Origin of the sequence: Methanosarcina siciliae T4/M (assembly GCF_000970085.1) — an archaeon.
Lineage (GTDB): Archaea > Halobacteriota > Methanosarcinia > Methanosarcinales > Methanosarcinaceae > Methanosarcina > Methanosarcina siciliae.
On record NZ_CP009506.1, the window covers coordinates 2264784 to 2291154 of the forward strand.

General features: G+C 44.2%; 20 protein-coding genes. 10 read left to right on the forward strand and 10 right to left on the reverse strand.

From position 1 onward, the window contains the following. Window positions 1-221: 221 nt before the first annotated feature. From MSSIT_RS09625 to radC, 6 genes are all read right to left on the reverse strand, one after another. The gene (locus tag MSSIT_RS09625; RefSeq protein ID WP_048174657.1) at window positions 222-2567 is read right to left on the reverse strand and encodes a DUF3160 domain-containing protein; all 2346 of its coding nucleotides are present in this window, start codon (window positions 2565-2567) and stop codon (window positions 222-224) included. Window positions 2568-2864: 297 nt separating this feature from the next. Beyond that, window positions 2865-5201, reverse strand: a complete 2337-nt coding sequence (locus tag MSSIT_RS09630; protein WP_048171975.1) for a DUF3160 domain-containing protein — start codon at window positions 5199-5201, stop codon at window positions 2865-2867. A 955-nt stretch (window positions 5202-6156) separates the two neighbouring features. Continuing rightward, window positions 6157-7827, reverse strand: coding sequence for a thiamine pyrophosphate-dependent enzyme (locus MSSIT_RS09645; RefSeq protein WP_082088943.1), 1671 nt, complete (start codon window positions 7825-7827; stop codon window positions 6157-6159). A gap of 95 nt (window positions 7828-7922) precedes the next feature. Then, window positions 7923-8822 carry a methanogenesis marker protein 11 gene (gene mmp11, locus MSSIT_RS09650; protein WP_048171981.1) on the reverse strand — a complete coding sequence of 300 codons (900 nt, stop codon included), beginning with the start codon at window positions 8820-8822 and terminating at the stop codon, window positions 7923-7925. 338 nt (window positions 8823-9160) lie between these two features. Beyond that, window positions 9161-9739, reverse strand: coding sequence for a flavodoxin family protein (locus MSSIT_RS09655; protein WP_048171983.1), 579 nt, complete (start codon window positions 9737-9739; stop codon window positions 9161-9163). A gap of 296 nt (window positions 9740-10035) precedes the next feature. Then, window positions 10036-10725, reverse strand: coding sequence for a RadC family protein (gene radC / locus MSSIT_RS09660; RefSeq protein WP_048171984.1), 690 nt, complete (start codon window positions 10723-10725; stop codon window positions 10036-10038). A 317-nt stretch (window positions 10726-11042) separates the two neighbouring features. Here radC and MSSIT_RS09665 point away from each other — a divergent pair, with 317 nt between their 5' ends. The 3 genes from MSSIT_RS09665 (at window position 11043) to MSSIT_RS09675 (ending at window position 15506) form a co-directional block, all read left to right on the forward strand. Continuing rightward, window positions 11043-11879 carry a molybdopterin synthase gene (locus MSSIT_RS09665; RefSeq protein ID WP_048171986.1) on the forward strand — a complete coding sequence of 279 codons (837 nt, stop codon included), beginning with the start codon at window positions 11043-11045 and terminating at the stop codon, window positions 11877-11879. A 40-nt stretch (window positions 11880-11919) separates the two neighbouring features. Beyond that, window positions 11920-12609: a molybdenum cofactor guanylyltransferase gene (locus MSSIT_RS09670; protein ID WP_048171989.1), complete on the forward strand. Its 690-nt coding sequence runs from the start codon at window positions 11920-11922 to the stop codon at window positions 12607-12609. Window positions 12610-12833: 224 nt separating this feature from the next. Next, on the forward strand, window positions 12834-15506 hold the full coding sequence (locus MSSIT_RS09675; protein WP_052721594.1) for a COR domain-containing protein: 2673 nt from the start codon (window positions 12834-12836) through the stop codon (window positions 15504-15506). An 80-nt stretch (window positions 15507-15586) separates the two neighbouring features. Here MSSIT_RS09675 and MSSIT_RS09680 read toward each other — a convergent pair whose 3' ends face one another. Beyond that, complete coding sequence (locus tag MSSIT_RS09680) at window positions 15587-16132, reverse strand: DUF523 domain-containing protein (protein ID WP_048171991.1); 546 nt, start codon at window positions 16130-16132, stop codon at window positions 15587-15589. 72 nt (window positions 16133-16204) lie between these two features. On the opposite strand from MSSIT_RS09680, the gene MSSIT_RS23145 reads away from it, so the two are divergent. Beyond that, window positions 16205-16360 (forward strand): hypothetical protein, encoded by a 156-nt coding sequence (locus tag MSSIT_RS23145; protein WP_156158833.1) that lies wholly within the window; start codon window positions 16205-16207, stop codon window positions 16358-16360. A 130-nt stretch (window positions 16361-16490) separates the two neighbouring features. Then, window positions 16491-17258 (forward strand): DUF7847 domain-containing protein, encoded by a 768-nt coding sequence (locus tag MSSIT_RS09685; protein WP_231590496.1) that lies wholly within the window; start codon window positions 16491-16493, stop codon window positions 17256-17258. A 496-nt stretch (window positions 17259-17754) separates the two neighbouring features. Here MSSIT_RS09685 and MSSIT_RS09695 read toward each other — a convergent pair whose 3' ends face one another. Together MSSIT_RS09695 and MSSIT_RS23150 are read right to left on the reverse strand one after the other, a co-directional pair. Beyond that, entirely contained in the window at window positions 17755-18663 is a 909-nt protein-coding gene (locus MSSIT_RS09695) for a TIGR00269 family protein (protein ID WP_048171995.1), read from the reverse strand. A 158-nt stretch (window positions 18664-18821) separates the two neighbouring features. Further along, window positions 18822-18959, reverse strand: coding sequence for a hypothetical protein (locus MSSIT_RS23150; protein WP_156158834.1), 138 nt, complete (start codon window positions 18957-18959; stop codon window positions 18822-18824). 345 nt (window positions 18960-19304) lie between these two features. Here MSSIT_RS23150 and MSSIT_RS23155 point away from each other — a divergent pair, with 345 nt between their 5' ends. Together MSSIT_RS23155 and MSSIT_RS09705 are read left to right on the forward strand one after the other, a co-directional pair. Next, entirely contained in the window at window positions 19305-19493 is a 189-nt protein-coding gene (locus MSSIT_RS23155) for a hypothetical protein (RefSeq protein WP_148705301.1), read from the forward strand. Between the two features lie 658 nt (window positions 19494-20151). Next, on the forward strand, window positions 20152-21540 hold the full coding sequence (locus MSSIT_RS09705) for a tripartite tricarboxylate transporter permease (RefSeq protein WP_048171999.1): 1389 nt from the start codon (window positions 20152-20154) through the stop codon (window positions 21538-21540). A 74-nt stretch (window positions 21541-21614) separates the two neighbouring features. Here MSSIT_RS09705 and MSSIT_RS09710 read toward each other — a convergent pair whose 3' ends face one another. Beyond that, on the reverse strand, window positions 21615-22334 hold the full coding sequence (locus tag MSSIT_RS09710) for a DUF169 domain-containing protein (protein ID WP_048172002.1): 720 nt from the start codon (window positions 22332-22334) through the stop codon (window positions 21615-21617). A gap of 368 nt (window positions 22335-22702) precedes the next feature. Between MSSIT_RS09710 and MSSIT_RS09715 the strand changes: the two genes are divergently transcribed. The 3 genes from MSSIT_RS09715 to dacB all read left to right on the forward strand — a co-directional run bounded on the left by MSSIT_RS09715 (window position 22703) and on the right by dacB (window position 26369). Further along, on the forward strand, window positions 22703-23227 hold the full coding sequence (locus MSSIT_RS09715) for a PASTA domain-containing protein (protein WP_048172004.1): 525 nt from the start codon (window positions 22703-22705) through the stop codon (window positions 23225-23227). A gap of 162 nt (window positions 23228-23389) precedes the next feature. Beyond that, window positions 23390-24553 (forward strand): tetratricopeptide repeat protein, encoded by a 1164-nt coding sequence (locus MSSIT_RS09720; RefSeq protein ID WP_048172005.1) that lies wholly within the window; start codon window positions 23390-23392, stop codon window positions 24551-24553. Between the two features lie 193 nt (window positions 24554-24746). Beyond that, window positions 24747-26369, forward strand: a complete 1623-nt coding sequence (gene dacB, locus MSSIT_RS09725; protein WP_052721595.1) for a D-alanyl-D-alanine carboxypeptidase/D-alanyl-D-alanine endopeptidase — start codon at window positions 24747-24749, stop codon at window positions 26367-26369. Window positions 26370-26371: the final 2 nt, after the last annotated feature.

Here is a 26371-nt window from a genome sequence, read left to right on the forward strand (position 1 = left end):
GCTTCCGTAATCATCTAGCCCACATGTTATTACTCATACTTATGCAATTAATAGCTTTCCATATATGGCTCCGGGAAATTTCGGACTGCAAAACGAATTCGGGAATGTCCGTTCCTGCTTAAAATTCGTCCTTGCTTCTGCTCTCCGGCAACTCATCAGTTTTTCGATCCTGGTCGATCTTCCTGACTTCAAGAACAAAAAATCAAAAAAGTTTTGGGGCTTTAAGCCCCGTATGTTGAAGTCCACTCCGGCTTTTCCGGCGGCTCTTCCTCCAGCATTTCTCTCCATTTTTCGTCGGTCAGGCGCTCGGACATTGGCTGTTTGAACTCGTAATGGCTCATAACCGGCCCAGCAGCCAGGAAGACCCTGCCGTCAGGAAGCTTGTAAGCTACGATTATCATATCCACATATCCTGTTCCTTCCTCAAGCACGAGTTCGGAATTGGGCTCGGTGTGGACATCTGCAACAAGGGTAGTTTTTCTGGTTTCTTCGTCAACACCCCCGAGCATTTCAAGCCGTTCACCAAATTCAAAGATGTAAAATTTGTCTTCTTCTGTCAGCTCCTCATTTTCAAGCTCCTTTTCGGAAATATCGATAAGCCTTTCCAGAATGCTTTCAAGGCTCTCAAACCTTCGTTTACTATCTTCATCAAGCGCATCCAGTTCTCCAAGCCCGTCTCCGGTCATCCGGGTAAGGGCCAGCAGCCTGTTATAAAATGCGGGCACAGGCTCAACATATCCTACGGTTCGATTTCCAAATATAGGAAGCTCTGTCGCTATTACATAGTTCTGTTTTGAATAGAGAATCGTATCATGCCTGAGCTCGGTCCAGGATGCCAGAGAGGTGGTTAGTTCCTTGTCCTGCCAGGCATCGGTCTGCATGAAGGTCGGGTAGCCTGAGCCGTAGTCTTTCAGGAGGGGCTGGAGAGAATAAAGCCAGGACCAGTAGAGGTTCCTGTTCCAGTCGGCTGTACTGAAGTTCGAAAACTCCGAGTCCAGTTCCCCGTATCTGAGACTGTAATTTTCGTAGCTTGAATCGTTCAGCTCGTCAAGCCAGTAAACAGCCCTTTCCGAACCCAGGAGAGCCATCGTATCAAGTCCACGCGGAAATCCCCGGTTGTTTCCGTAGGAGGAAGATATATAGGTAAAAGGCAAACCTTCCTGATTTCCTGTATATTCGTTAGTGTAAGGGCCGGTGAGCCTTGAGAACATATAAGAGTCCGGGATAAAGCGTTGCCCCATAAACCTGAAACCTTTCGTATCCTCAAGGAGTTCATCGGCCTGTTCAGCCGTTAGAATGAGTTCGTGGGTTCCGCTTCCTGTGCCTCCGTAGATCTCCGGGCTCCGATATCCTGCAAGCTCCACTTTCAGCTCTCTGATCGTTGTTGTGTTAAAATCCCTTGATTCGTTTCCGAACACCGTATCCATTGCTTCCATATATTCATAAGGACCGAGATCATCAGAAACACCGACATAAAAGGCAGTGATAGCGTAGAGCCTGTCCCATTTCTGAAGAAGGTCCGGATTGTCTTTGAGCCGGGAGCTGATCAGGCTTGCCTGGATGGTCTGGATGCGGGCTTCCTTTTCCGGGTCTTCGGCCTGGATCAATTTTCCTTTGAGGAGCATGCTCATCCTGCCATGCCACATAAAGGCCCTGAAGTAGTTTTGCAGCTTTTCGGAATGGGTATAATGCCCTCTCGGCACGTACTGGGAATAGTCTTCTTTATAGAAAAAAATCGGAGACAGAGCAAAGCCTTCATGGGCTTCTATCAGGGCAAGTTCGGCATCAACATCTTCTCTTACAAAAGCAGGAACCTCAAACTGATATTTTATCTGATTTTCATCTGGTCGGAGCAGGCTCAATGCAACCGCAAAGTAGGCTGTATTTCTTCTTGTGGCTTCCTTTTCTTCTCCTGATGCGCTGTTATATTCTTCAATCGAGCTGTTCAGCAGGGCTTCATCAAGCTCCCATAAAAGGTCAAATAATTCACTTTCCTCAACCTGGCTCATGCTGTCGTCAAACTGGACGTGGTAGAGGTGGAGAAGGGTATCCGAACTTATGAAAATCAGCTGCCCTTCCCTTCCAAGTATGTCATACATGGCGGTGATATCTTCTTCTTCTGGGTTGTAAGGGTTGGAAATCACCACAAAGCCGTTTTCTTTCAGCTTCTCAAGGGCTGCCTCATCTGTCAAAAACTTATCAGAAAAGTCTCCGTAGTTCGTAATTTCCGATTCCTTCAGGGGCAGGTTGTACTGGGGAGCTTTCAGCTCTATATCAAGAGCGTCAAGTCTGTAGTTTACTGCAAGAGAAGAGTTTCCAGCCTCAAGCCCGGAAAGATTTACTGCTTCGGTTTTCAAATAACCTGTCGAGGATTTTCCATTATTGTCTGTTTCTTCTGATGTTAAGTAACCTGTCGAAGAGCTTCCATTATTGTTTACTTCTTTTTCTTCTGTCCCACTCTCCCCACTTAACCCGGAACTTTGCTCCAGGCACCCCGCTGTGAAAATGGAGCCAAAAAGAATTAAAAATGTTAAATAAGCAATAGCAGTCCTGGTCAGACACTTCATCATTTCATCTCGCCTACTTTGGTTTGGTATTCAGGGATGTTTTTCCTGTTAGAGCAGTTGCCAGCAAAACCAGACAAATGACTAAAAATTTTCTTGATTATTTTCCGGAAAAAAGCACAAATTATGCAACAGGAGATACAACACTATTTTACTTATATTTGACTTTGACTGCGAATCATTTTGAAGTTATCTCGAAACTTTGAAAAGAAGTCGAATATCAGAGTTACTCAGTTTCCGGACCTTTTTCTTGTCGGGCCCAAAGATCAGAGAATTCCGATTCTGTATTGAAAATAAAAATTAAGAAATGTAGGCGGAAGTCCATTCCGGGGTTTCCGGCGGTTCTTCCTCCAGCATTTCCCTCCATTTTTCGTCGGTCAGGCGCTCGGACATGGGTTGTTTGAACTCGTAATAGCTGAAGACCGGACCTGCACCGATAAGGATCCTGTCGTCCGGAAGCTTGTATGCTACCACGACCATATCCACATATCCTGTTCCTTCTTCGAGTACATCTCCAGTATTCCCATCGGTATGGACATCAGCAACGATAGTGGTTTTCCTGGCTTTCTCATCAACATCGGCTATGACGCTTTCAAGCTGGTCCCCGAAATTCTTGATGAATTCGTAATCTTCTTCTGTCAGTTCTTCGTTTTCGAGTTCCTTTTCCGAGATTTCCTGGAGTCTGGAAAGTATATTTTCAAGGTTTGCAAGCCTTGCCTTTGATCTCGGGTCAAGCACATCCATTTCGTCCAGGCCCTGATTTGTCATCTTCGTTAAGGCAAGCAGTCTCGCGTAAAAGTCGGGGACCGGCTCTACATAACCTACTACCGTTTTTTCTTCCGGAAGGTCCATTGCGGACTCGAGTACTATATAACTTTGCTTTGTATACAGGATAGTGTCGTGTCTGAGTTCTGTCCACGAAGCCAGAGAGGTGCTCAGTTCCTTATCCTGCCAGGCATCGGTCTGCATGAAAGTCGGGTAACCTTCTCCATAGTCTTTCAGGAGGGGCTGGAGGGAATAAAGCCAGGACCAGTAGAGGTTCCTGTTCCAGTCGGCCGTGCTGAAATTCGAAAATTCCGTATCAAGTTCTCCGTATCGGACACTGTAATTTTCGTAGCTCGAATCGTTCAGCTCGTCGAGCCAGTAAACAGCTCTCTCCGAGCCCAGAAGAGCCATTGCATCGAGCCCGCGCGGGAAGCCGCGGATGGGTCTTCCGGCTCCTGATATTACCAGCGTAAACGGGACTTCAGCTTCTTTCGTATAGTCTCCCGTATATTCCCCTGTATAGGCTCCGACAAGGTTTGAGAACATGTAGGAGTCAGGGATAAAGCGCTGCCCCATAAAGCGGAAACCTGTGGTGTTTTCGAGGCATTCGTCAGCCTGCTCTGGCGTGAAGGGCGGCTGCAGGACACAGTTTCCTGTACCTCCGTAGATTTGCGGGCCCTGGTTTTCGGCAAGGACGGCCTTTAATTCCTCTACTGATGTCGCGTTAAACTCCCTTTCTTCGTTGCCAAAGACCCTGTCCATGGCTTCCATGTATTCGTAAGGGCCAAGGTCATCGGAAAAGCCCACATAAAAAGCCGTAACCCCGTAGATCCTGTCCCAGTTTTCAAGGAGCTCGGGCGAGTTTTCGAGCTGGGAAGAAATCAGGCTTGCCTGGATGGTCTGGATGCGGGCATCTTTAGCAGGGTCTTCTGACTGTATCAGGCTGTCCTTCAGGAGCATGCTCATTCTGCCGTGCCACATAAAGGCCCTGAAGTAGTTTTGCAGTTTCTCGGAGCGGGTATAGTGGCCTCTTGGCACGTACTGGGAATAGTCTTCTTCATAGAGAAAAATCGGAGAGAGAGCAAAGCCTTCATGGGCTTCTATCAGGGCAAGTTCGGCATCAGCATTTTCTTTTACAAATGAAGGGATCTCAAACTGGTATTTTTCAACCGAACCTGCAGGGAAGAGGGCCTCATCAACAAAGCCGTAAGGTTCATCTGCTACCTGCACCTGTTCGGGCTTCGGCTGTATCAGGCTCAAAGCAACTGCAAAATAGGCTACGTTTCTTCTTGCAGCTTCCTTTTCTTCTCCTGATGCACTGTTATATTCTTCAATCGAACTGTTCAGCAGGGCAAGATCGGTCTCCCAGAGAGTATCGTAAAACTCCTTTTCCTCGATCTGGCGCAGGGTCTCATCAAACTGGATGTGATAGAGGTGCAGGAGGGAATCCGTGGTGATAAAAACAGGAATTTCCTCATCCTTGAGGGTCACGTACATTGAAGTTATGTCCTCTTCCGAAGAGTCATAAGGGTTTTTTATTACCACAAAACCGTTCCTTTCCAGCATTTCAAGCGCCGATTCATTCAGAGGAATTTTTCCCGAAAAGGCTGCGTAGTTGGAGATTTTGTCCGTTTCCAGGGGCAACTCATAAGAAGGCGCTTTTAACTCGACATCGAGGGCTTCCTGGCTGTAATTTACCGGCAGGTAAGCCCCCTGCCCCAACATCCCTGAAAAAGTTACGGCTTCGGTTTTGAGTACATCTGCAGTGTAGCCTGGTGTGTTCTGTTCTGTCTCATTTCCGGAGCAGCCAGCAAAAAAAACAAAAAGCAGAAGTATCAGGTAGACTGATGCAAATTTAATTTTCGGATCCATTCTCTATACCTCGCAAAACCAGTAATAAATTAGTTGAACATTAATTAAGTATGTAGAATGTAAGAACGTAAATAAGTATGTTGTAAGGACGTAAATCAGGTATATAAGTATGCAAAAAATAAGTATGCAAAAAAGATTAACCCTTTCTTTCCCTGTCATTCTTGAGGGCTCAGGGGGTCAATTCTGAAAAGCAGGATCATAAATAGTGCAGCCACAGCTCCAGAACTCAAGATAAGTGGATCTCTTGTAATATTCAGAACTGTTCCTGTGATTAGTAATAAAGCCCCTATTAGCAGTAGAATTCGGAGTTTTCTATTCAAAAATTTTCTCCCCATCAGTTTCCCATTTTGGGATCTTGAATTTTCGAATTATTCTTTCAAGTTACTGAAATATGCCCTAATTCCCTATCATTAATTGTTTCTCTTTAGTTATTTATTTTTCCACAAAGCATTTAATTCTTTATTAAACTTCAAATCAATTTGAAGTTATATCCAGAGAAAAACAGTCTAATGATGATGGAAATGATAACATTCTCTATTTCTTGAAACTTCTCGGAAAGACCAGCCCAAGAAAATAAGAGTGAATATTTTTTGGTTCAGTGATAAAAAAGTTGAGAAATTTCAAGAGAATAAAGTTAACTATTTTCTGTCAGGTATTGAAAATAATCGACTATACTTCAGTTAAAATTTAACAAAGTATTGGTTGGTTAAAGCATACTATTTGAGGTATAATTACAGTAGTGAGCTTCGCTCAAGATGACTATTTATGGGAAGAAGTGAGCTGTGCTCAGGATGACTTTAACAATTGTCAGTTTCTTTACTTGGGCGAGCGATCTTTACTAAAAATGAAAGAAGAAACGAAAAAGAAGAAACGAAAAAATTCACATGACTTTTTTGAATTAAGGGCACAAATTATGAAAGTAATTAAAAATACTTTCATGCCAAAGCCAAAAGTCTCAATAATATTTTCTGCACCGGCCTTTTATAAAAATAACTGAAATTCCCGGAAGAGCGAGTTTTTCCAGAATAAGATCCGAAAGTCCTGAGCCGGAGGTCGTCTTTTTTTCCTCTGAATCCAGATCAAAAAAAGACACATCAGGCACTATTGCTTCGACTACTTTTTGCAGGTCAGGGACTTTCTGCCCGCCTGTCATGGCTGCGACTTCGTTCTGGAGCACGAGTACAAGCACTTCATCACCTTCGCTTGCAGCGTTTAAGAGTCCGAGGATGCCGGAATGCGCGAGGGCAAAGTCTCCTATTACGGCTATGCCTTTTTTCTCAAAGCCGCAGGCAACCGAGATTGCCGAACCCAGGGCAAAGCTTACATCAACTGCAGCAAGGGGTTCGGGAGCGCTCCGGACCGAACAGCCCATGTCTCCGGCAATTTGCACATCGGGTATGCGGAGAAAATGGTAAAGAGGAAGATAGGGACAGTCATCACAGATGGAAGCCCGGTCTTTTTTCCTGGCACCTGTCCGAATAGAATCCACAGGAATTGAAGGTGTTTCTTCTTCAATGTGCTCAAGGGCAAAAGAGATATCTTCTGGCGTTATTTGCCCGTAAGGGAGGTGCCCTGTTTTTTTGCCGCAGACATTGCCTGCAATCCGGATCTGTTCTTCTATAAAGGGTTCGGACTCTTCAACTACCAGTACTCTCCGGTTATTTTTAAGGAAAACCCCTATTTTCTGCAGGGGGAGGGGATTTACAAGGTTTAGCACAAGCTGAGATACTCCGGGGTAACCACCAGATTTTTTCAACGTGTCTTCTATGATTGAAGTCGCAAAGCCAGAGGAGATAATACCAATCTTTTCAGCCTTTTGCCTATTTTCCGTTCCTTCTCTAACCTCATTCAGGTCAGTATTTTCGGCTTCTGCTTCAAGCACCGGGTAGACTTTGGAATGAAAATGCTGGTGTTTTTCTACCATCCGGAATTCCCAGATTGAACGGTCAAAAATGGGGTGGGGAGCTGAAGCCGGGGGAAGGCGCAGGATTTTTCCTTCAGTTTTCTCAAGACCTGCGGTTACCCTTAGAATTACCGGGGCTCGGATTTCTTCCGAAAGTTCGTAAGCCCTCCGAAGGGTTCGATACGCAGCATCGGGGTCAACCGGGTCAAATACTGCAACTTCCGCTATTCGGCCGTACCAGCGGGAGTCCTGCTCATTCTGAGAGCCTTTTACGCCGGGATCGTCTCCAGCAATAATTACCAGCCCTGCACCTGTCGTATGTGTAACCGAGGTTATAAGGGGGTCGGAGAGAAGGTTCATCCCAACGTGTTTTACAATCACAAGTGACCGTCTGCCTGAAACCGACGCGCCAAGTGCGATTTCAAGTGCAACTTTCTCGTTTGTAAGCCATCTGGCTTTATAGGTTGGACCGTGTGAGGCGGTTGAGGCATTATTTGCTTTAGTTGGGATCTTATCCATTTCAGTCGAGATGTTATCTGTTTTCAAAAAAAGTTCCATCAGGGAAGTGACAGGATATCCGGGGACTCCTGTTATAAGAGTGACGTCGCTGTCAAGGGCTGCAAGATAGAGGGCTTCAAACCCGTTACATGATACTGCTTCTTTTTCTTCTGCGTTCAAATTGACCCCCCTTCCGGGAATTACAGGAGTTTCGGCAGTTTCCATACCATTCTTTCAGGTAAATTCCGATACCATTATAATTGATTTTAGTGCCTTGTAATTAGTTTTAATGCCTTATAATTGGTTTAAGGTATGTTTAATTAGTTTTTTCCATAAGCATCCGGCTGTATCGCTGTTCCGGGAATAATTGACTCTTCGGGTTTTCCGAACCAGGGCAGAGAGGCAAGAGCACCTATTACCCCGTTTCCGTTGAGCAGGACTTCCACATTGTTTTCTCTGGCACAGCGCAGGGTGTACTCTTTTGAGACCCTTTCGGTCCGGCAGCGGTTACTGTAGGTGTAAAGCCCTTTTGCATAAAAATCAGATAAGACAACGAGTCCTGTTTCCCCGGATGCACTGTATTTTTGAAGGGCTCTTTTAAAAGAGCTTACGAGCTTTTCCTTTGCTTTTTCGTCTACACAGCCGAATTCCAGGACCGTTGACATGCAGTTCTGGGTCTTTTCCGGAACAGGGAAGAGCTGGACAAGGGCATGGGAGAGGTAGACTGCTTCCTGGCAGTCCAATTCTTTTGCAATATTGTGGGTCAGGGTCCAGGTAGCTCCGACATCCTTTGAATCGGTGTCATCTATGCCTATAAGAACGCGGTCCCTGCGGGGAACCACAACCGTCCCCTTAGCACAGCGTTCTCCCCCGGATTCGGAAATCCTGTAGCGTAAAACTCCGTCTGCAAGTGCTCTGCAGCGGGTTGCACCGACTCCTCCGCCTCCCAGCCCTGCATAGGTGATCTCAACTTCGTCCCCCTGCACGATCACGGATTCTATGCCTGCGGCTGCTACCGAGGGTTTGAGTTCGAGTTTTGAGGCCCCTGTTTTCATATAATAGCGGATCATATTTCCCGTTGAACGGGCTTTCAGGATAAGAGGAGCTTTTGCATAATGATGAAGGGACCAGGCCGCCCCGCTGTAGCAGTTGGAGTGCTCAATAATCTCCGCATATTCGTTTTTCGCGTCACAGACCGCATAGATGCCCCGGTAAGGCACGGTATAGGGGTCGTTTAGAGTAATTTCCTCAGTCTGTCTGTTATCCAGTGCACAGGCGTTTATATGTTTTGTAATGCCGAAGACCTCCTTTTTAGGGGGATGGAAAGTGGGAGGATAATTTGTTTGATCGAAAAGCCCATTTCCTATAGATATACATATAGGTATCGTAGGTTTAGCAAGTTATATAGTAGGAGTATAAGTTATTGGTTTGTAAAATGTATTGGTTTGCCGGATATATCTGCCGGATGTATTGGTTTGTCAGGTAAATCGGGGGCGAGTATAAGCACCTAACAATACAAGTATCTAACTGTTTTTACCCGAATGCAACGAATTTCATCTCAATTACAATGAATTTTTTTCAGGAGCCAGGCCATATTTTGCCCGAGTTTTTTCATATTCTCAATGCCTTCCTGATCCTGTTCGACTTCTCCTATGGCATTTCCGTAAACCATGTTCCAGTAACTTGAGCCAACAAGAAACATTTCCTTACTGTAAAGGAAGTTGTTCAGGGTATCAAAAGCACTGATGGCTCCTCCACGGCGGGCAGCGACAACCGAGGCTCCTACTTTATGTTTTAAAAGCCCCCTGTTTCCTGCCAGCACCATACTTGCCCGGTCAATCAGGGCTTTCATCTGGGAAGTCACACCAGCGGAATAAACGGGAGATCCAAGAATAATCCCGTCCGAAGCCGCCATTTTCTCCAGGCATTCATTAAAAAAGTCATCCTTATTGACACATTGCTTATTTTTGTTTTTATGGCAGGCCCGGCAAGCTTTGCAGCCCGTTATGTTTTTGTCTGATAGTTGAATGAGTTCGGTTTCAATGCCCTCTTTCTCCAGTTCATCAAACACAATTTGAATCAGGATTGCGGTATTCCCGTTTTTTCGAGGGCTTCCGTTAATGCCGATAACTTTCATAAGCTTCAACTCTGAATTTCTTTTTTCCGTTTTTCCTTTTTTCCGTAATGCGCAAAGATGTGAAATTTATACGCTTATTTGCCCAATTCTGTCGTTAAAGTAGGGGAGATTTCTAAACTCCGCCTATTCAAGAATAATAAGTGATTTTTATGGATTTTTGCTAAAAATGAGTTATATTGGAGATTTTCGGTACTTTGAGAGTTTATCTCTTGAAAGTTTATCTCTTGAAAGTTTATTTCTTGAGAGTTTATTTCTTGAAAGTTTGGTTTTTTGCGGGTCCTGCAAAATCAAACTTTTTACCTTACAAACCCTTCATCTTTAAGGCTCACGTACCTGCCATCTCCTATGATTATGTGGTCAAGGATGTCGATTCCGAGGAGCTTTCCTCCCTCAACAAGTTTTTCGGTAACCATAATGTCTTCCCTGCTCGGGCTCGGGTCTCCTGAGGGGTGGTTGTGAACCATGATCACCGAAGCCGAGGATTCCAGAAGAGCCGACTTAAATACCTCACGCGGGTGCACGATGCTGGCGTTCAGGCTGCCTATGGATACCACTTCTTCTTTAAGAATCTGGTTTTTTGTATCAAGATAGAGTGTTATAAATTTTTCTTTTTTTTGTTCCCGCATTCTGGGATACATAAGGGAATAGACATCCTTTGGGGAACAGATTTTCCGTTTCGGTTCTTCAACAAAAATCTCAAGCCGCCTTGCAAGTTCAAAAACCGCAGCTATCTGGGCAGCCTTTGCTTTTCCGACCCCATGAACCTGCGTAAGCCTCGAAACGTTTGCAAGGCTGAGCTGCTTGATATTGTATTCCTTGAGTATCCGGCTGCAGAGGCTGATTACATTTTCTTCCCTTGATCCAGTCCTCAGGATTATTCCCAGCAGCTCTGCGTTTGAAAGTGATTCCGGCCCGTTTCGAATAAGCCTTTCCCTGGGACGCTCTTCCTCGGGGAGGTCATGAATCCTTACTTTGCTTACTTCCATACTTACCCCCATTTTATCTGATTTTTCTCGGAACTCCTCTGAATTCTCTGAGTTCCTTTGATTTACTTTGAATTCCTGGTCTCTATCTGAATCTCTCTGACTTCACCGAACAAACAGACACTATATATTATCAAAGTTTCAATATTTGAACCTTTACAAAAATTATCAAATTGGTCTTTTTTTATGTGTATTTGGTTTAATTTTCATACTTTTTCTTTTAGTTTAGTCTATAGTGCCCTGAAGCCTGCAAAAAAAGAAACTAAAGAAAAGAAAGGTGCCGGCTCTTACTTATACCGGGAAGTCCATAAGGCTCTTTGATGAAGGTCATTTCTGTTGTAGGGTATAAAAAATCGGGAAAGACAGCCCTTGTTTCAGCTCTTGTCCGGCAGCTTTCCGGCTTCGGGACAGTCGGTACTGTAAAACACATGGGAGAACAGCGTCTCAACCCCGGGGAAACGGATACAGGCAGGCATTTTGATGCGGGAGCGGACATGGTAGTAGGGATCACGGGCTCCGAACTTGTCAGCTTTGCCAGAGATACCAGCCTTGAAAACGCCCTCGATATGCTCTGCGACCGGGGGCTTGATTTTGCTGTAGTAGAAGGATTTAAGGACAGCAATCTCCCTAAAATCGTGATTGGAGACCTCGAGGGAGTTCCAAATATCGTTTTCAGAGTACCTGCTGATATTGATCCTCACGAAGAGCTCACAGCTTCCCTTGTAGGCATGACCCTTGCCCAGCCTGACCGCTACACCCTCGAAGCCCTTATAAAGAAAGCCCGGAAAAACCCGGTTATCAGGAAAGCAGGGGCAATCGGCACTTTTACCGGCATCGTCCGCGAGCTGGCAGGAGAGGAAAAGACAGCCAGGCTCGAGTTCGAAAAATACGAACCCGAAGCCTCAAAGGTGCTGGACAAAATCCGGGAAGATATTAAGCAAAAAGAAGGCATCCTCGAAGTCTTCCTCCACCATAAAACCGGCGTTATCAAAGCCGGTGAAGACATAGTCTACATCGTGATCGCCTCTGCCCACAGGACCGAACTCTTCCCCGCCCTCAGCGAAGCCATCGAGCGGATAAAAGCCGAAGCTCCCATCTGGAAAAAGGAAATCACGGAAAAAGAAGAGTTCTGGGTCCACGACAGGGAACACGCCTGAATAAAAAGGTTGAGAGCAGCAAAAAGCTGGACGGGATTTAATGAGTGGAAAAACGGAACTTAAAACGGGAAAAACAAAAGCCAGAAGCGCAATCATGCTGGCAGGAGGCAGGGGCCGCCGGATGGGTATGGTCGAAAAAGCCCTCCTCAAATTTGAAGGAAAAACCATCCTCGGACGCCTGCTTGAAAACCTTTTCCGGGTCGTAGACGAGGTAATTCTCTCGGTCCGCGACATCCCCCAGAAAGAAAAACTCCTCCCGGTGCTCGAAAAATTCCCTGACCGGGAAATACGTTTCTGTTTTGATTCCAGAGAAGATGCCGGGCCCCTTGAAGGCATCCGGGCAGGGCTGCTCGAATCAAGGTCGGAGTACTCTTTTGTCTGCGCCGGGGATATGCCATTTGTAAATCCCGAAGTTGTTGACCTGCTGTTTGAAAAGGCAGACGGGCATGATGCTGCTCTTCCTAGGTGGGAGAAGGACAGAATGTATGAGCCTCTGCATGCAGTCTATTCGAGAAAAATGCTGCTGGAAATCGAGAAGGTTTTTGAGGGGGGAAGACATTCGGTGCTTACACCGGTTTTTGAGATGAAGGATGTTGTTTTTGTTGAGATTTCGGAAATTCGGGAAATTGATCCTGAGTTGAGGACTTTTGCGAACATCAATACGGTTGAAGATCTTGAGAGTATGATCGGGTCTGTGGTGGAAAAAAACTTCAATAATACTTTCAACTAACTTGTTTTGATCTTTTTTCTCTATAAAGTATCTTTAGCTCTTCACAGCTTTTGCTCTTTTCATACAATAAAATAGAAAAATATTTAGTTGACAACCCTCTCTATTTTTTAGTTTAAATTATTTCTTTATGTAGGGGCTAGTTCTTGATAGCCACTGCAATACTAAATTGAATTCTTCATTGGTGGTAATAGTAAACTGGTGAGACAGTGAGGTAGGGGTTATAGATGGAATCAAACGAAATTAATTATCTAATTAGAGAAGCTCAAAAAAGTAAAGCAATAATATTGGATCTTTCATTCAAAGAAATTACATCTCTGCCGCCTGAAATATCAGAGTTGAAAAACTTGACTCAACTTGACCTCTCTGGTAATCAAATGACTTCGCTTCCTCCTGAAATATCAGAGTTAAAAAATCTTACGATACTTAACCTCCATAATAATCAATTGAGTTTGCTTTCTCCTGAAATATCCGAGTTAAAAAACTTGACTCAACTTGACATATTTAGCAATCAATTGAGTTCGCTTCCTCCTGAAATATCCGAGTTAAAAAATCTTACAACACTTAACCTTCATAAAAATAAATTGAGTTCGTTTCCTCCTGAAATATCAAAGTTGAAAAATCTTATTGGGCTTGACATCTCCAGAAATAGATTAGGTTCTCTTCCTCCTGAAATATCCGAGTTAAAAAACTTGACTCAACTCGATGTTTCAGGTAATCAATTGAGTTCGCTTCCTCCTGAAATCTCAGAGTTGAAAAACTTGACTCAACTCGATGTTTCAGGTAATCAATTGAATTCGCTTCCTCCTGAAATCTCAGAGTTGAAAAATCTTATTTGGCTTGATATCTCCAGAAATAAATTGGGTTCGCTTCCTCCAGAAATAGTAAAGTTGAAAAATCTTATTTGGCTTAATATCTCTAGGAATAAATTGAGTTCGCTTCCTCCTGAAATCTCAGAGTTGAAAAATCTTATTGGGCTTGACATCTCCAGAAATCAACTTATTTCGCTTCCTCCCGAAATCTTAGAATTAGAATCGAATATAAAGTGGGTAGAAGAACCAAGATATATACCTAAACAGTTCCAAATAAAATCAAGACTTATCAAAAAGAAAGGAATATTTTTGCAAGGAAATCCTTTCGAAAATCCTCCAGTAGAAATTATTCGAAATGGTAGGGAAGCAGTTATCAACTATTTCAGGTCTCTTGAAGACGGGAAAGAACCATTAAATGAAGTTAAAGTTTTGCTGGTTGGAGAAGGAAGTGCAGGTAAAACTTCTCTTGTAAAACGTGTTTTCGGGGAAGAAGTTGATGGAAATGAGCCACAAACTCAAGGTATTAACATCAGGAAATGGACGGTAAAAAACGGGGATTGGGAAATAAAAGCTAATTTCTGGGACTTTGGAGGGCAGGAGATCATGCATGCCACACATCAATTCTTTTTGTCCAAAAGAAGTCTTTATATTCTGGTTTTAGACGGAAGGAAGGACGAAAAGCCTGAGTACTGGCTCAAACTCATAGAAAACTTCGGTGGAGATTCTCCAGTTCTGGTTGTGATTAATAAGATTGATGAAAATCCAGCTTTTGAATTGAACAGGAAGTTCCTGCGAGAGAAGTATCGTTCAATTAGGGGCTTTTACAGGCTTTCCTGTAAATCTGGGGAAGGAACAAAGGATTTCTTGAATATTTTGGTAGAGGAATTGAAGGCAGTTAAACATCTTGAAATTAAGTGGCCGAAAAGCTGGTTCAATGTAAAGAGCAGGGTTGAGAAAATATGTCCAACTTGTCCTTCGATTGAGGTGAGTGACAGTTGTGAGCACTGTAATTTTATCGAATATAATGAGTATAAAACAATCTGTGATGAAGAAGGAATAAAAAACGAGTCCGAACAGAATACTCTTGTTGATTTCCTTCATGATTTGGGTATAATACTTCATTTTAGAGACATACCTCTCTTGAATACTTATGTTCTAGAACCTCAATGGGTAACTAATGCTGTATATAAAATTGTTAACTCAAAGGAAATTGCTGAATCCAGGGGAGTTCTAATACCTGATGTTATGCTTCCTGTGATCTTAAAGCAAAAAACTGAAACCGATTATTATTATCCTCCTTACCAATACGGTTTTTTTGTCAGTTTGATGAAAAAATTTGAACTTTCTTATGACCTTGATAATAGCACTGTTCTCCTTCCTGCTTCTCTGGAAATTCAGGAACCTAATTTTGAATTTGATTACGAAGAGGCTCTGAAGTTTGTAATAGATTATGATTTTCTTCCTCCTTCGGTAATGCCACGTTTCATCGTAAAGATGCACAAAGACATAAAAGATGATCTTCGATGGCGAACCGGTGTGGTTCTGGATAATGATAACTTTAATTCTGATGCTGTAATCAGAGCTGACAGTGAAGCAAGGAGAATTAGTATTTATGTTAATGGAGGGCAAAAAAGGGATTATTTTGCCATTATCCTTCAACATTTTCGGGAAATCAACAATAGCTTTGAGAAGTTAAAAGCCATAGAAAAAATCCCGCTTCCTGATAATCCTGAAGTGACTGTTCGTTATAGGCATTTAGTAAAGCTGGAGCAGGAGGGGATTGAGAAGTTCATACCTGAAGGATCAGATGATTATTACTCTGTTAGCAAGCTTCTTGGAACGATAATTAATTGGAGTAGCGAAAGAGCGCTACTTGAACTAATACTGCAAATAACGGGAGCGAATTTGAATAATGGGGAGAAGATACTAAAAGCTATTCAAAAAATTGAAAGAGAATCTGCTACTGAAGATAATCTATTCGAAACGGCAAACAAAATTTTTTCATTAGAGCCTTCCATTTGTGGGGTAGGTGTAAATATCAACGAGATCGTCAGAATGCTTGTAAATTGGAGAAAGAGACAATTATAAAAGTAAGTTTTAGAGGTAAAGTATCTACTATTTCTCCCTTGGAAAAAATATTCTTGCGTTTGAAACGGAGTTCTTTGTTCTTACTTTCCCGCATCCTCTATCTCAAACTCAACCCTGCGCCCTTCAAGCTCTTTTATAATCTCTTCCATGAAAACGCCCGGTCCCGGGGCATGGCTGTGGTGGAACTCTTTTGATTTTCCGGGTTCGCCGCCTACGCTTGTTATGTATACGCCGCAGGAGGGGCTTTTGGGGACGCCGATAATCCTGAGCTTTATGCCGTTGGCTGCGAGGTCTTCAAGCATGTCGGCAAGGGGGGTGAAAATTTTGCGGCAGAAGCTCCTGTAGGCGGGGTGGTCGAGCTGGTCTTTCGTGATTTCCCGGCGCCTCATTCCAAGGTACATGGATTCGGGGCAGGGGAGCTGGATTATGTTTGCGCCTTTGGGGTCGATCGCAGTTGCGGGTTTTGCGCCTTTGAGTCTTGCGAGGGGGTTGAGCAGGCAGTGGCCCAGGACGAGGATTTCTTTAGGGGTGTTGTATGTTTCTGGTTTTTCGGGGGAGGTGGGATTTTTGGGACCAGTAGAATTGTCCGGGGATGTGGGGGATTTGTAGGTTTCCAGTTTTTTCATGGGGTCACCTTTGCGTCAACTGTTAATTTTCTTTTTGAGGGTCTTCGTATTTACATACGGAGATGAAAGATTATGAGAGATTATATATTTACCTTCTGCATATGTATCCGAAAAATGGTATATGTGAGCCTGCAAACGAACCCTGTTTTTGCAGCCAGTCAGGACATGGCTGTTGTAGGGATGCAGAGCCACTGCCTTTTTATTCGGAAGGTTGTGTCACATGCATGAAGATTTTGGAACAATACTGAATAGAGGGTTCAAGACATGGGTTAGAAATCTAAATATTTGTATTCCATATGTCCTGAATTTTTTTGCTAATTTACTCCTTTATGTTTTTTTCTTCGCTATACTGGGTTTCATGTTCTTCAGCTCAGCTTCGGGGAACGTTATTGACCTTACAACTCTTTCAAGCGAGGAACTTTACTCCCTGCTCGTGGACGGGTTCCGGGCCAACATTCCAGCCTCGATAGCCTTAATTCTTGGTTTTTCCCTGCTTGGGATGTTCCTGCAGGCCTTTTTCACGGCAGGAGCAATCGGGATGGCAAAAAAAGCTTCCGAGACCGGGGATACCGTAATCTCCGACATGGTCAGGTTCGGCTCGAAAAACGCTGTCAGGTTCTTCCTTGCAAACCTGCTGGTAACCCTGGTACTTCTTGCAGGCATCGTATTCGTAGTGCCTGGAGCCCTTACAATCGGAGATCTGAGCGAAGTGATCGAAAACCCGACAGCAACTGTGCAGGGTATGGGTACACTCGTCCTGGGAATCCTTGTCTGGGTGATCTACATCCTGGTCATAAATATCTCACTTTCCCTTACCCCTTACGCCCTCGTAATCGACGAACTTGATCCTCTTGACGCTATAAAAAAAGGTTACAATTTTTTCAATGAGAATAAACTCGATGTTTTCTTCATCTGGATAATTGTAGTCGGGCTGGCTTTCATCAATGGGCTTGTCAGCGAGCTTCTTGGCTCGGAAAGTACTCTTGTTTCAGGCCTAACATACTTCGTCCCGATCCTCATACTTCAGCCACTGACCACTGTCCTGTGGACCCGCCTCTACCTGACCATGGAAGGCAGGAAGATCTATAACCCTTATGAACTGCTTTCAGATCCCGATTATTTCTGAAAGCTCCTGAAATCCAAAAATTCCTTTTTTAGTTTTCTGTTTTATTTCTTATTTTCTTTTTTAGGCTCTATAATTAAGCAGTTAATCCATTCCGGTGCCCGGAACTGGAATCTTTATGTTTTTTCTTCCTGCACTGTACTTATCCATGGTCTGTCAGTCTTATGGAGAAAAAGCTTCCGATAAAATGGTATCCAATTCAGAGAGAATAATTTCCTTAATCCTGGAAACCGAATTTAAGATTGATGGATCAGACCGAAAATTATGCCGGTTTGATCTGTTTGTTTCTCATTCTTACTCGCAGGCACTCGAAGTAGTTTCTAATTTCTTTATCTCTTCTTTTTTGTGGGAAAGACCGCTCTCCTGTGGCGAACGGGACAAGAACGACAAAATACAGAGAGTAACATTGTATGGGGAAGAAATCTCAATTTATTCGGCTGAATAAGGTTGTATGGATCAAAGGATCTATAATTATAGTCCTATAATTATAGTCCTCTTTTCAGGTCCTTCCGAGCAGTTTACACGCCTGGCAGATATCTTCGGTACAGGTATTTCCGCAAATCCTGCACTTTTCGATTTTTGCAGGCGGCAGTTCCTTTGCAAGGGCTCCCACAAGCTTGTCAAAACCGCGTAGAAGGGAATACTTGGTGCCCGGGTGATTTGTCTCAAAGTTGTTTAGCAGTTCCCGAATTTCTCCTCTGAGGGCTTCTCCCGCATACGGGCACTCGCTGAAGTCTACAGGCAGGGAGTTTACCAGGGCATAGAGTGCAACTTCTTTTTCCGGGATATTCCGCAGGGGCTTTGCCCGCAGCACAAGACCTTCTACGGCTACGGGGGGTGCAAGCCTGACCATTCTTTCCATATCTCCCCTGAAATGGTTGAGGAGAACGGTCTGGGCTTCATCGTCCAGGTTGTGCCCTGTTACCAGTTTCGTTGCCCCTATTTCAAGCGCCATCCTGTTAAGGATGCTTTTCCTGAGAACCCCGCAGTAGCTGCATGCGCCTTTTTCCCGGTCCATCGCAGCCAGGTCGTCCATTGTAACCCCGTGTTCGTCTTTAAATGACTTTATGATATGCCGGACCCCAAGGGTTTCCGTAAGCTTTTTTGCAAGTTCGAGGGAGTGGGGACGATATCCGTGGATTCCCTCGTCGATTGAAACAGCCACTATCTGAATATCCGGCCTGTTCCCCAGGATTTTATGCATCACATAGAGAGCAACCGAGCTGTCCTTTCCCCCGCTCAGAGCAACGGCTATTACGTCATTTTTCCTGATGCTGTAGTCTTTTCGGACTGTCAGCTTAATTTTCCTTTCAACGTCCTCTATAAAATGCTTTTTGCAGAGGTGCATTCCGGAGTATTTTTGAAAAATGATGGCTTCATGGTTGCATTTTTTACATTTAATCGTCATTTGAAATCCTTTTAAAATCCTTTTTTCTACTTTGCACGAATTATCTGGAAAAAGCGGAAAATCTGTATTTATGCGTATTTGGGTTCTATTTTATTTCAAAATAATTTTTCTTTGATCTATTTACTTTGATCTGTAAAATTATAATTGTGAAGGCCGCTTTAGGAAAGGGATCTCTCGTATATATGGTTTTTTACGTGCTTTCCGGAGAAGTCGGTGTATTTTTTATTTGCATCAAGGGTTTCCTCAACTTTATTCTGGAACTCTGTTTCCAAAAGTATATCCTTCTCAGCAATCAAACCTTACTTATTATTCAGGTATTCGTATAATTTCAGGGGAAGCAAGAGGAGTTGAGAAAAGGCATAATCAACCGGGAAGAGGAAGTGACAGGAAAAGGATACTACCTGGGAGAGGAAGTGACCTGAAAGATGATCGGCCGGGCAGGGGAGAGTCAGAAGAGGCAGAGGTAATCAGAGAGGGAGAAAAAAGGAAGCAAAAGAGGACTGAAAAAACAGTAGGCTGTTGATAGGATGTACTGGAAATGGAGATAATTGACTTTAAGGCGGATCAATCCCTGAGCTGATCTCTTAAAATTGAATAAGGCAGTTTAGGAACCAGAGTGGAAGTGAGAGGTAAAAATAGTATTGAGAGAGGGATTTGCCTCTCACTTCTCCGTTGGTTCTGATATCTACGGGAACCGGTTGAGGAATGGCGAACCTCATTTTCGGCTTCCGTTTACGAAACCTCTCTCGGACTCGGGCACCGAGGAATGGCAAAAAACCTCGATAGTTACCTCATCCGGGTGGGGTCCCGGTTGCGCAGGGCATGACTGAGGAATGGCGAACCTCATTTGCCCCAGGCTTCTGTTTTTTGCTAAATGCTCTCATGAACCCCATTCAATATTAGCATTTAGGACTACAAGCTATAGTATAGCTGTTCTATATAAAACATAACTGGAAATTATTTTTCTATTTCTTTGATGTAATAAATTGCCTTCAAAATTTTCAAGCAATTTATCGTAATGATGGGCTTAAGTTGTTTGCACTAGCAAACGCTGCTATTTATATCTTCCTGTAATACGTCTCCTGATTGGTAAAAAAGACAAAATTCTAAAAGAATATTTATTTATAATATTGAAGCCAAAATTATTAGTCTTAATTTGAAATTTCCGTTTTTTACTACCCGAGTCCCGTCTCGGGAGGACGTTCTCTTTTAATTGCGGTACTTGTTTGCAGATTCTTTTTTTCTTACCTGAGTGGCTGGCTTTAGCTCTGTATGGCGCGGAAAAAGGCTCTGAAGTATCTCTTAGTGCAGGGATAAAGGTAACCGATTAATAAATGATCGCAAATGTTTTTGACTTCAAGTATATAAGCTCGAAAGAACGGGTACATATTGGCACAAATAACTATTAATACTTATTTTGTAAAATATTTAGTTAAGTTTGTCAAATTCTAATGAACTATGCTATAGTTCCCATGGGAGTGCTGTTGAGTGGAAGAAATTTCTTTATTCCTTATCCTTTTTTCTGTGCTTGCGGGTTATCTGCTGGGCATATTTTCAGGGCTTTTGCCTGGTATACATACTAATAATTTTGCACTTGCCCTTGTAGCACTTGCCCCTTTTCTGGCTGAGAGGGGGGTCGCCCCTTTCTACATTGCCCTCGTAATCCTCTCAAATGCGATATCTCACACGTTCCATGACATAATTCCGTCGGTGTTTTTGGGGGCACCTGACGGGGATACTGCGCTTGCGGTTCTTCCGGGGCACAGGCTTTTGCTTGAAGGCTCAGGGGCAGAAGCGGTCCGGCTTTCTGCTCTCGGAAGTGCAGGTTCGGTAGTTGTATCCATGCTTTTTGTCCTGCCTTTTTCCCTTTTCTTCGCGGCAGTTTACCCTTACATGCATGAGTATATGGCATGGGTCTTGCTAACGATTGTGTTTATCATGCTTGCGAGCGAGAAGGGCGAGGAGGTAAAGGGTCAGGGTTCACTTGCAAAATACAGGTACAAAGCTTATGCTCTTCTGCTGTTCTTGATCACAGGAGTTCTGGGACTCTTCGCATTTTCAAGAGAAAATATCCTGCTCCCGGTCATAAGCCTCGGGCAGGCATCCGTACTCCTCCCTCTCCTGAGCGGACTTTTCGGGGCTTCCCAGCTCATTATAAGCCTTCTCACAAAATCCGAGATCCCAGCCGAATCCGTTTCAAAATTCGAGCTTTCCCGAAAAAGGATCTTAAGAGGAGTCTTTACGGGCAGTACCGCAGGTTCTCTTGTAGCCTGGCTGCCGGGAGTTTCCTCTGCTATTGCTGCCCTTCTGGCCGGACTTTTTGTAAGGTCCGATTTTGACCGAAGGCCCGTCAAAAAAGACAGTATCGGGCCTGAACCCGGAGAGCAAAAGTCCTTTCTTTTTTCCGATCCCGATTCAGACTGCCGGGCGCTTGAGAGCTCAAAGGAATTTATTGTCTCGGTTTCCGGGGTAAATACCTCAAATGCGATTTTCGGGCTGGTAGCCCTCATGGTGATAGGAAAGACAAGGAGCGGAGCAATGGTGGCTGTAAATGAAATCCTGGATACCGGATCACCTGATTTTCAGGTAGTCCAGCTTTTTTTTGCTGCGGTCCTGTTGACTGCCCTGTTTTCGTACTTTTCTACAGTCTGGATAGGGAACAACGCCCATCACATGCTCCGGAAACTTGACTATACAAAACTCTGCACCGGAGTCCTGGCAGGGCTTGCAATAACGGTCTTTCTTTTTACAGGGGTTTTCGGGCTCTTCATTTTTTTAATTTCTACCCCGATAGGCATGCTCCCGTCTTTTATGAAAATCAGGAAATCCCATGCAATGGGAGTTATTTTACTGCCTGTTATCCTCTATTTCCTGTAATCAGGCATTTTTGTAACCTTTTACTTCCTATTTTCCGCGATTTTCTGTATAAGTATGCTCTTTCCCCTGTATTATCAATGCGCAGGAGCTTTTCCGACAATCGCCCTTAACCCTTCTACGAGGTTTTTCAGTATTTTTGCGGGAATTCCAACAGTCAGCTCTGATTCCTGAATCTCCGTATAAGCCCTGCTGCCCGTACAACCGACTGTTATTCCCATTTTGCCTGTCAGGTACGGTTCGGCGACGGCGTCGGAACAGAGACTCTGCTTGCCTGCAAATTCGGCTTCAATTCTCCCGCCTTCATTATAGAGGGCTGCCTGGGTCAGGAGCATTAACTGTTCGGGAGTGCCGATTATCACAATAACATCAGGCATGAAACTTGCACTTTCAAGAGGAGCGTAAAGGGTTGCAACTGTTGATTCTGCCTCTACCATCGGGACCCTGTCAAGGGTCTTTTTCGAAGCTTCAAGGGTCTTAAAATGCTTCAATTTGTCATAATAGAATTCCCCGCTCGCCAGTTTGGGCGGCATGTGCCCGAGCCCCATTGCTGCCGCCCCTCCTTTGCAGGTCTGGTCTTCAAGAACGGCATAAAACTCCTCTTTTGTCCTGCGCACGCGGTCCGTCATCTGGCAGTGTTTCATTCTCTCTTTGACTCGCTTGATCCCTTCAGGAATTTCAGCACCTTCAGGAACCAGGGCTACTGCCACTGGTGAGGTTTTCAGCTTAAGCAATTCGATTATTTCCTTTCCGTACTCATTTATTTCCTCAATTTGCCTGGGACTTGCTTTTTCCATCGTGATCACTCCTTATTATTCCAAACCCACTCTTTATCAGTCCTTACTTTACATGTTTATATATTCATGCTAAATGGTAGTGTAAGGCTGAAAGCTTAAATAGAAATCAGAAGCAATGGTTCTTTCCAGTTTTTGTGCCAACTTTTTCGGACTTGCGTTTGTTCCGAATATGTTTCCGATCACATGTTGTTATATTCTTCACACGAAATATTTACACATGAAGTTATATCTTCTTCCATGAGATTAGCTTCCTTTCATGAAATCCTTTACTGTTAAGCAAAAATATAAAACTTAAAATGTATTGGATCGAAATTGTAGATGGAATAAATAGAAGGATTAAATAAAAAGTAAAGAGGGTTTACAGGTCTATGAAAACACAACTTGAACAGCGTTTGGTAGAACTCAGGGCTGAATACGAATCAGGTCAGAAAATCCTCAAAGACATCGAGGAAAAACTTGTAAAACTTGAGAACGGAAAGAAAAACCTGAATGAAACGCTCCTCAGGATCAGCGGCGCAATCGAGCTTCTGGAAGAAGTTCTGGGAGAGGAAAGTAAAAGCAGTACTCCGGAAGTATCCGATTCGGAAACATCCGGTTCGGAAGTACAGGAGGCAGAGTCTGAACTAAAAGAAGTTGAAGTGCCCCCTGTTATCAGGTTACCTCTGGAGCATGCTGTTAAAAAGCTGGAAGAAGCAGGACTTCGTGTAGGTAATGTCGGAGAGAAGAGCGTTTTTGTAGGAGGTCTCCGTTTCGGAGACGTTGTCCAGCAGGAACCGAGGGGCGGAACGCATGTGGATAAAGGGTCAGCGATAGACCTGATCATAGCAAAAAAAGGGAAAGTTAAACCTAATCTGAGCCAGAACTCAGTTTTAAGTTCTTTTTCAGACCACTGAAATCAACCACCCTTTCTCAGGAAGACCTCTGAGTAAGATCTGCAGTTCCGAGTAATTCTATAACAGATAGTCTATGAAGTTTTAATCAATGAGTCTATGAAGTTTTAATCTATGAAATTTCTATGAAAAGAAGGACAGGTACTAACGGGAGGCCCGGTATTTATGAGAGAATTTGATTCCGAATTTGATAAACTTCTTCCTGAACTTAGGGGGCATTGTAATGTTGCACTCAGGAGTTTTGGCAATTTAAATAGTTTCGGAGATACGAACCTGTACACTGCTCTCAAAGAGTTTTTAACTGCGTGTCACCAAATTTCCGCTATTCTATGGGATAAAAACAACAAGAAACACCGAAAGCATCTCAGGTCCGTCTTTTCCATAAACAATAATTCTCCCCTTTTCCCCGGAGTTTTATCCGAACTGGAGACAGTTATTGAAAATATGGAAATACCCGGAGAGAGTACCGGCATGCGAGAGCAAGCATCTCTTTCCTATACTCCCGAAACAAAAATCTTAACAGCTGATGGAGAAAAGTATGAACTCCTGCCTCTCTTTCTGGCTGTCAGGGATCTTTATGCTTCCCTTACTTTATTCAAAGAGCTTCAGACCTGTACTGAGATGCTTGAAAAAGACCCTCAGGACGCTACAGCCCTTTTCCAGAAAGCTGTTCTCTTTTATAAGGCGAGAAGGTTCGAAACTGCCCTGCAGCTTACAGGACAGGTGCTTGAAATAGTCCCTGCTGACTTCAGGGTCTGGTACAACAGAGGTGTGGTCCTCTCGGAAATGGGCAGGCTTGAAGATGCATTAGCTGCCTATGACAGGGTAATTGAGCTTGAACCGGCTTTTGAAATGGCATGGGACAATAAAGGAGTTGTGCTTTCACGGCTTGGCAGATTTGATGAAGCCCTTGAAACATACGAAACGGTACTCCGGAGAAACCCGAAATATGCCGAGGCCTGGGCAGGAAAAGGTTCGGTCCTTTCTGCACTTGACCGGAAAGAAGAAGCCCTTGAAGCGTACGGCTCAGCCCTTAAAATCAGGCCTGATTACCTGGAAGCCCTGAAATCTGTCAGCAGTCTTTTTTCCAGGCTGGGCAGGTATGAAGAAGCTCTGGGCGCATACGATACGGCTCTTCAGGCTGCTCCGGAAGCCCCTGAACTCTGGGCAGGCAAAGGGCTTGTCCTTTCGGAGCTGGGCAGACAAGAAGAAGCCCTTCAAAGCTGCAGCAGAGCTCTTGAATTGAAACCGGGATTTGCTCCTGCACTTGAAGTCAAGGTAAAAATTCTTTCGGAAATGGGCAGGCAAAAGGCAAGAGCTTCTCAATAAGCTCTTTTTCCTGGTAAACTCTTTTAATGTACTTATTTCGTTTCATTTCTACATTCTTCTTTTTCTGATATCTATCTCTTTTTCTCTATAAGGCAGTTCATTGAGTGGCGCAGCCGATTGTTTATTTTTGATTCTTATATGTTTATTAGATTCGCTGATAAACTATCCTATAGAAAGGTTAAGGGGAGATTACATGAAATCTTATGCTCGCAGATCTAAGAGTTATTTATGCTATTTACTGCTGGGAACAATATGCCTTATTACTGTTTGCCAACCATTTGCAGGGGCTGTAGGAAACAGTCAGGATAGCCCTTTAGAGGGTGACCCTCTTCCCGCGTCTGTAACAGAAATAATGAATGACACAAAATATGATCATGCCTTTTGGGGAATCCTTGTAGAAGATCTGGAGACCGGGGAAATCATCTACCAGCTGAATCCGGAGAAGATGTTCATTCCTGGCTCTACCACCAAGCTTTACACGGGAGCCGCTGCACTCGATGTAATAGGGGCTGATTACAGGTTCGAGACTCCTCTGTATACCCGCGGTCATGTGGACTCTTCAGGAAACCTGAACGGAGACCTTATACTGGTAGCCAGCGGAGACCTGACAATGGGAGGCCGGACCACCCCGGATGGAAAGATAGCTTATACCGACATTGATCACAGCTATGCAAACTCCATTGGCAACGCAATTTTAACGACCCCAGACCCTTTATCCGGCCTGGACCAGCTGGCCCAACAGGTATCAGCTGCCGGTATCAAAAGTGTCTCGGGAGAAGTTATCATTGACGACCGACTCTTCGATAAAATCACTCCTCCTGATAGTGACAACGATTATACTCTCACACCGGTAGTTATCAATGATAACCTGATTGATATTATGGTCAAGCCAGCTCCGCCGGGAATGGCGGCTGATGTTGATTGGAGGCCTCAGACAGCAGCCTACGTGGTCGAAGCCAATGTTACAACAACCGACGCGAATGAGACTGCCCGGATAGAGATCTCAACAGGCGGTCCGGGTATAATCAATGTATCAGGGCAGGTACCCGCAGGCGAAGGCACTATTGTCCAGACGTATAAGGTGGATGATCCTTCTTCTTTTGCCCGCTCTCTTCTGATAGAAGCGCTGGAGCGTCAGGGAGTGAAAGTAAACGCTTCGGTTAAAGGCAATAACCCTGCAGACCTGTTACCAGCCACCACGAACTACTCGGAGTTTGAAAGAGTAGCTCTTCTGACCTCTCCGCCTTTCTCTGAGAACCTGAAACTGATAATGAAGGTCAGCCAGAACATGCAGGCGGATTCCCTTCTACCTCTTATGGCGGTAAAGGAAGGAAAAAGAAGCTTCTGGGACGGCCTGATCATAGAGCGCTCCTTCCTGGAAAAAACCGGAATTGACCTTAATGCCGTATCCATATCTGATGGCAGAGGAAATTCTCCTGCTGATTATATGACACCCAGAACTACGGTTGATCTCCTGAGGTATATGTCTTCCGGAAATGACTCTCAGGTATATCGGGACGCGCTGCCCATTCTCGGAGTTGACGGGTCTCTGGCGACTTCTGTTGGTCCCGAGAGCCCTGCGAAAGGAAAAGTCCGGGCCAAGACCGGAACAACTGCCAAGTATGATGCAGTCAACGACAGACTAATCCTCTGTTCCCAGGCTCTGGGCGGATATATGAACACATCCGAAGACCGGAAGCTAGCCTTTGCAATATATGTGAACAACGTCCCTGTAAAGGATGTCAAGGAAATGAAGCAGGTTAGCAATGACCTCGGAAGCATCTGCGAGGCAATATACGAGGAGAATTCGACATAAAA

What these genes read in the sequence shown, in the direction of transcription:
- MSSIT_RS09720 (WP_048172005.1), top strand. Translation starts at nt 23,390, where the DNA reads ATGAGAGAATTTGATTCCGAATTTGATAAACTTCTTCCTGAACTTAGG.
- MSSIT_RS09655 (WP_048171983.1), bottom strand. Translation starts at nt 9,739, where the DNA reads ATGAAAGTTATCGGCATTAACGGAAGCCCTCGAAAAAACGGGAATACC.
- MSSIT_RS09630 (WP_048171975.1), bottom strand. Translation starts at nt 5,201, where the DNA reads ATGGATCCGAAAATTAAATTTGCATCAGTCTACCTGATACTTCTGCTT.
- radC (WP_048171984.1), bottom strand. Translation starts at nt 10,725, where the DNA reads ATGGAAGTAAGCAAAGTAAGGATTCATGACCTCCCCGAGGAAGAGCGT.
- MSSIT_RS09680 (WP_048171991.1), bottom strand. Translation starts at nt 16,132, where the DNA reads ATGAAAAAACTGGAAACCTACAAATCCCCCACATCCCCGGACAATTCT.
- MSSIT_RS09715 (WP_048172004.1), top strand. Translation starts at nt 22,703, where the DNA reads ATGAAAACACAACTTGAACAGCGTTTGGTAGAACTCAGGGCTGAATAC.
- MSSIT_RS09665 (WP_048171986.1), top strand. Translation starts at nt 11,043, where the DNA reads ATGAAGGTCATTTCTGTTGTAGGGTATAAAAAATCGGGAAAGACAGCC.
- dacB (WP_052721595.1), top strand. Translation starts at nt 24,747, where the DNA reads ATGAAATCTTATGCTCGCAGATCTAAGAGTTATTTATGCTATTTACTG.
- MSSIT_RS09675 (WP_052721594.1), top strand. Translation starts at nt 12,834, where the DNA reads ATGGAATCAAACGAAATTAATTATCTAATTAGAGAAGCTCAAAAAAGT.
- MSSIT_RS23145 (WP_156158833.1), top strand. Translation starts at nt 16,205, where the DNA reads ATGAGAGATTATATATTTACCTTCTGCATATGTATCCGAAAAATGGTA.
- MSSIT_RS09625 (WP_048174657.1), bottom strand. Translation starts at nt 2,567, where the DNA reads ATGAAGTGTCTGACCAGGACTGCTATTGCTTATTTAACATTTTTAATT.
- MSSIT_RS09645 (WP_082088943.1), bottom strand. Translation starts at nt 7,827, where the DNA reads ATGGAAACTGCCGAAACTCCTGTAATTCCCGGAAGGGGGGTCAATTTG.
- MSSIT_RS09710 (WP_048172002.1), bottom strand. Translation starts at nt 22,334, where the DNA reads ATGGAAAAAGCAAGTCCCAGGCAAATTGAGGAAATAAATGAGTACGGA.
- MSSIT_RS09670 (WP_048171989.1), top strand. Translation starts at nt 11,920, where the DNA reads ATGAGTGGAAAAACGGAACTTAAAACGGGAAAAACAAAAGCCAGAAGC.
- MSSIT_RS09695 (WP_048171995.1), bottom strand. Translation starts at nt 18,663, where the DNA reads ATGACGATTAAATGTAAAAAATGCAACCATGAAGCCATCATTTTTCAA.
- MSSIT_RS09685 (WP_231590496.1), top strand. Translation starts at nt 16,491, where the DNA reads ATGTTCTTCAGCTCAGCTTCGGGGAACGTTATTGACCTTACAACTCTT.